The 6,387-nt window shown below is 45.5% G+C and carries 1 protein-coding gene; it reads right to left on the reverse strand.

Annotation, left to right across the window (positions count from 1 at the left end; all coding sequences use genetic code 11):
• Positions 1-6,387, reverse strand: a 6,387-nt coding sequence (locus tag ACKPQ4_RS08210) for a DUF2341 domain-containing protein (protein WP_407680705.1), incomplete at both ends; no start/stop codon positions are given.

The following is a 6,387-nucleotide window of genomic DNA, read 5'->3' on the forward strand; positions in this document are numbered from 1 at the left end:
GCCGATGTCGCCAGAGTTTGAGCTACTACCCACCGATGGTTTATTGTTCAGTAAACTGTCTGAAGCGGTGTAGGTTGGTCTGCGGTCTAAGGAATCTCCAACTGTTGCATGGTTTCCGATTCCACTCTTATCAGACCATGTAGATACTTTACCTGAAGCCAGAGTAAGTGTACTGCTGTCCGCAGCATCTAACCATAGTTTTAGACTATTCCCTAAAATTTCATTTGGTTGTTTTGTACTTTGATCGACTTTTCCTGTACCAAAATTATTGACTCTGCCATTCAGCCTTACTGAGTCACCAGTGGCATTAGAAACAATACCGTTTGATGCAACGACTTTTGTACTGGGTTGTGTAGTAAAATTTTGACTACTGGATGCCCAGACTCCGTTTATGGCAGCGGCGTTAAATGCACGAATCCGATAGTAGTATGTTCTCTGAGGGATTAGATCCCCAAAAATAGATGAGAAGGCCCTCGAATGACTACCGATGTTTCTGGAGCTATCCCACAAGCCGACATTGGTACCTCCATCGTTTAATCCGTAATAAATGATAATATTAGGGGGATTACCGCCAGTGTTGGTTACATTGCCTTCAAAGCTTGCGTAGGTTGGTCCAACCGTGGAGCTAGAAAGTGTAGTTACAGAAGGAGATAATGCTACAATGCTTAGCCTGAGAATGATCGAATCTGTTGAAGTTCTTTCGACGTTTCCGATGATATCGTTTTGGCTGTCTAGATCAGTTATGTCGCCATCGTCATTTGCATATATAACCATCATTGAGACTTCATAATCACCAGCAACTTCTGGGATGCCAATAATTTGACCACTACTATCATTATAATCAAGCCCTTGGGGAAGACCGTAGTATACTCGGCTGGAAATAGAGGATGAGTCGGTGGCAGTGAGGGTATAGCTTACAGAACTACCGAAAGTACCACTGGCAGTAAGGGGTGAGGTAATTGTGCGGGGACCGGTGACCGATCCATAACTTATTAGGGTCTGCGAACTTTTCTGGTTGTCATACTCTGCCTTGATCCAGTCTGCGTAGCGTTCAACAGAGGAAAGGCGTACTTCATCGACAATCCCAGGCAACCTGCGGTTACTATTGTCATTACCAATTAATAGATTATCGAAGACGGATGTATTGGGCATGCTAGTGGATCCACTCGTCTCTTCAGACTGTGTTCCATTAACATAAAATTTGATATCGTTCAGATTATTAGCGTTCATAGGAAACGTTGCAGAAATATGTGTCCATACGTTGTTACCGATCGCAGAGTTGGATTCTCTGCCCCCACCAGTAATCTCAGTCCGTAATCGAAGACCACTATCGGTGGTTCTAAATGTCCATCTTTTAAAGTTATCATCCTTTCCCCAGTGCATAATTGCTTTGGCATTTGCTGTAGTCTTGATCCACAACTGCATGCTTCTTTGAGCACCACCGGAAATTCCTTTGTAGCCAAGAGCTTCCAAATCATCATCGGTCCCATCAAGCGATATACCAGAACCTGTTTGCCCAGCTGTTGTGGTTGCCCCTCCATTAACCGTTAAATGAATACCTTGTGGGCTGGAATCGTTAGTTTTTCCAGAACTAATTGTGTCTAAGTGCCACACACCCTCATACCCATTGGACCATACAGGATCATTGGTCGCATAGTCGGGCATTGTTTCTGTACCCGATTTTCCCCAGGCTGCGGTGATCTCAGTATTTGTTCCTGAAATGGTGGGTACTTTTACCCAGATGTCGGAAGTGCCCGAGGTGTTCCAGTCGGCAATTTCATAAGCAAGTTCCTGCCCACTGGCGGCAAAGAAGCGTAGGTCGCCACCGGTGCGCACACCATCGCCATCCCCATCCAAAAAACCATTGTAGGAAAATCCGCTGATGGAAGAGCTCAGCGAGACAAGCGCAGGAAAATCAGTAAGGGTGGTTGATCCGGTATATCCGGATAGGGTTAAGTCCATACGGTAAGGAAAGGAAGTGGGGTCAGAAATGATAACCTTGTATAGTTTAGTCACGGTAATAGAGCTTCCCCCTGCTGTGGTTCCCGTCGCCGTGATTGTGATATCCTGGCTAGCTTGTGCAGTGGGAGTGCCGCTAATCTCACCTGTGGAAGCATTGATACTAAGCCCGTTGGGCAGACCATTTGCAGAAAAAGAACCACTGCCGGACTTACCAATGAAAAAGGACAGGGAAGATCCCTTTTTGCCATATATTTTGGTGCCGGCAGGATCATTCAAGCTTACGGGGCCGTTAAGTGTTTCGAAGTTCAAATATGGGTTGGAGCTTTGGTCCGTCTTTTGATTGTTATAGCTGGCCGTAATCCAGGTAGCCGAGCGGGCAACAGAGGAGAATGATGCTTCATCTACAGAGCCTGCTGGGCCATTCGAGTCTGTCTTTCTTCCCAGGGCAAGTTCTGAAAGAGTCTGCAAACCCGGGAAGTGCCAGGTGGATGAGCCCACCTTTGCACCATCCATATAATAGGAGAAGTACCCATCCTTGATGATTACTGCGACCTGCCGCCAACTCCCATTGCCACTGAGATTTGGTAAAAGTGAGCTAACTTTGGAAAAGGGCAGATGTGCAGACTCGTCATCAAAGGATATACCAAACGGTTGCGCCGTGCTTGAACTGCCCGATGTGTTTTTAGTCCAAATAATATAAGTTCCCTCTTTTGCACTAGGGCCATTAGCGATGCTTCCCTTAAAGCCCTTGTCTCCACTAATTGTGTATGATTTTCCTGAGAACCCATCGCTAAGAAGGGTAGGTGAATTAAGGGCAGTAAGCACATTGTTTGCAGGGCTTGAGTCCACTGCATTACCACTGCCGCCCTCTAGGTGGTAGACCCCAAAGTAATCACTCCAAGCACTACCATCGTTGGCATAGGCAGGGAGAGTGGCAGCGGAATTTCCCCAAAGCATAGTGAAATTGGAATCATTGGTGAGGCTAGGTACCCGTACCCAAACCTGGGATTCTCCAAAGGTGTTCCAGCTGGCAATTTCATATTTTAGCTCCTGCCCAGCCTGATCGATAAAGCGAAGATCACCCCCATTGGAGTTTGCCTGGGCGTAGCGGAAGCCCGCATTGCCTGCTCCGTTGGAGGGATTCTCGGATAGGCGGACCAGCATATTCCAATTATCCACCGTGGTTCCGCTTGGACAATCGGTGGTAAAGGAGAGGGCATAGTTCCAAGATGAATAGTCTGTGACGGTGAGGGTGACTGTCTGGGTGGCTGTGCCAAGCGTGTTGGATGCTTTGACATCAAAGGTGTAAGTGCCTGCCTCGGTGGGCGTGCCGCTAACCAAACCATCCGAGCTGTTTACGCTTAACCAGGTGGGTTTGTTCTGCAGTTCATAGGTAACTGTGGAATCATATCCACTCAATCCGTAAGCCACTTCCTTTTGAATCTGGAAGGAGATTGATCGACCCACTGTGCCGAGGATACTGGATGGGCTGGTGATGGAAAACTTGGATGAGCCTATATCTCCAAAGCCCTTTTCATAAATTGCCTGAACTTCGGCCGAGGTTAAAGAAATTCCGTATATTCTTAGATCATCAATTTTAAGGCTTTGCCCACTCGCGTTGTTCTCTCCAATCGTTAGCTTTGAATTAGAAGAAGTGACCGTACCCGTCTGGGCAGTTGAATTAATCAAGGAGCCATTGAGGTAAACTTTTTTATATCCCCCACCATATGTCGTTACCAAATGATTCCACTGACCATTGTTAATTGGTGTTTGTACAGTGTAGGAGCCACCGGCCCCAGTTAAGGTAATAGACAAGTTGTCTGTTCCTGAATTAGCCGTGGCAATTGACCAATTACTTTTGGACAAAATGTTCATGCCTGTGTTCGACCAGCCCTTTATCCAAAAAGAGGTAGAGAAAGCAGAACCCGCATCAAAGATATCCTCATTTCCACCTGTTGAAACTGTGGCGAATGCACCGTTGGATAGATCAAGTGACTGAGAATTACTAAATAGAGAATCTGAGGTGTATGAACTACTTGGAGCTATAGACTTGTATGGATGACCTATGGGTAAGCTGCCTGAAATTCCCCATTTATGTGCAAGATATCCCTCAATTTTTTCACGATCTGATATTCCTGAAAGAGCTGAAAGACCGATAATTTCTCCGACACCACCTTTCCATCCACGATCGTTCGAACCTGCATTGTATAATATTGCACGGTCTTCATTACGAGGAGTGGAGCTTGTAAAACGAAGTAATGTTGCCGGCATCGGTAGAGCTGTATTTGAAGAGATAAGAGATCCATTCTTGAAACTACCTGAATCATTAAAGTTGGAGCTCGTTACCCACGATGCAGAATATATGTCACCCATTATTCTATGTTCCCCATAGGCCGCTGGGCCAGTTATCAGTGTATTATACTGATCAAAAGTTGAGTCTGTGCCATCGTCATAATATGCGATTACAAAGATCTCCTGCAGGTTTACAGTTGGAATAGATAAGCCAATTTTACCCGAGTTGGTTGAACTGGAAATGGATGGTTTGTTATTTAGCAATCCATCCGAACTTGAATAGGTGGGCCTTCGGCTATCGGTATTTTGGTATGTATGGATATCATTACCACTGAGGTCCTTCCAGTTGCTAACTTTATTAGTCGAGCTTTTAGTTATGGATTCCAGATTTGTGGCATCCAACCATAACTTCAGGTTTGCTAAGTATTCTGGAAAATGTTGGCCATGCCGGTTATTGCCGGAGGTATCATTTAAATTGCCATCAAACTTCCACCATCCCTTAAGGTTGGTGTTTTGAACGGGAGTGACTCTTGACTCATTGGAGGTAGTGGTGAATGTAGTATCTCCCAAAGTTGCCCAAACGGATCCTTTGTAATTCGTGGCTTGAGCTTTGAAATAATAGGTCTGCCCATCATTCAATCCACCGGTGATAGATCCTCTAACGATGCCACTATTTACCGAGTTTATGGTGATATTTGAATCCCAGGAACTTGGGGTTGTTCCTCCGTCACTGGTGCCATAATAGAAGGTAACTTGCGTGGTCGCATTGCCTGTGCTGTTTAATTCTACCTGCAAGTCAACTGTTGTACCCGTGATATTGATCGCAGATTGGCCGAGTAAAGAGGGTAGGGCTACTGGTATAGGAGTGGTAAAGTTTCTGTCGTCTGACCAGGAGGTTATATTTCCCTGAGTCGTTCGTAAGCGATAGAAATAAGTATTTCCTGCAGTTAATCCTGTTATTGATTTACCAAAGTAACCACTGTTGCCTGTTCCCATACTGATTGCTTGATTCTGCCAGGAACTGGCATTGGTGCCCCCATCACTAGACCCCCAAAAAAGTTCCACTGTATAGTTAACATCGCCTCCACTTTGTGCGATCTCTGCAAGGATGGTTGCTGAATCAGTCGTGAGACCAATAGGTTCGTGTGTTCCCAGGATAGGTGCTGATGCTGCCGATGATGTGTAAGAAATAACCCCAACTGCTATTTTTTCTGGGTTTGAGCTTTCGGCCTGGACAATTATTTGGTGACTGCCTCCAACTTCTGGAGTTCCAGAAAGTACACCAGTCGCAGAATTTATGCTCAGTCCCTGGGGGAGATTATAGGCCGAGTAATAGGGGTTTGTGAAGTTTGCATCTATGGTGGTTGAAAAGGTTGTGCCTACAGTGCAGGTAATGGAAGCGGGGAAGGTCGAAAAACTTCCTTCCTTTTGCTTGTCTCCCTTTCCAGAGCCATATAGTTCCACAACTTCAAGGTTTGATAGTGCTGTGTTGTAAAACCTAACTTCATCAATTTTTATTCCAGCATATTTGTGTGCATTGATGGTACCAATCGAACTATTAAAGTCTGATGCTCCAAATAAGAGAGAGGCATTAGTTGCTGTGACTGATCCTGTGTTTGTAGTACTGGCGACTTGCTCACCATCGAGGAAGATTTTGCGAACACTACCGTCAAAAGTGGAAACGATGTGATGCCATGAATTATCTGTGGATAGTGACTTGGAGTGTGTTGCACTTTGCTCTCCTCCCACTCCTGTTATGTTGGATATTAACTGGTTTGTGCCTGTGCCCCGACCAATCATCCAACCACCGATGCTAGGGTGGGTTGTAGGAGAGCCTTTGGAAATGACGGAAGCATTTACTTCGTTTGGCCATCCTTTAGTCCAAACTGAAATGGTGAAATCAGAACCCATGTTGAAAGCAGATCCTCCAGTTGTGACTTCTATGTGACCATTTGCTAAATCCACTGCCCCGCCAGAATCAAAGGGTGAGTCATTTATCAGCAATATAGATCCAGCAGTTACTGGAGGTGAATTTTGATATGGATGATCTGCGGGAAGGTTATCCACTAGGCCCCATTTATATGCGAGGTAGCCTTCAATCGCATTTCGTTCAGATTCAGAAGCAGTGCTAGA

The organism is Candidatus Chordibacter forsetii, assembly GCF_964187505.1.
Classification (GTDB): Bacteria; Verrucomicrobiota; Verrucomicrobiia; order Opitutales; family Seribacteraceae; genus Chordibacter; species Chordibacter forsetii.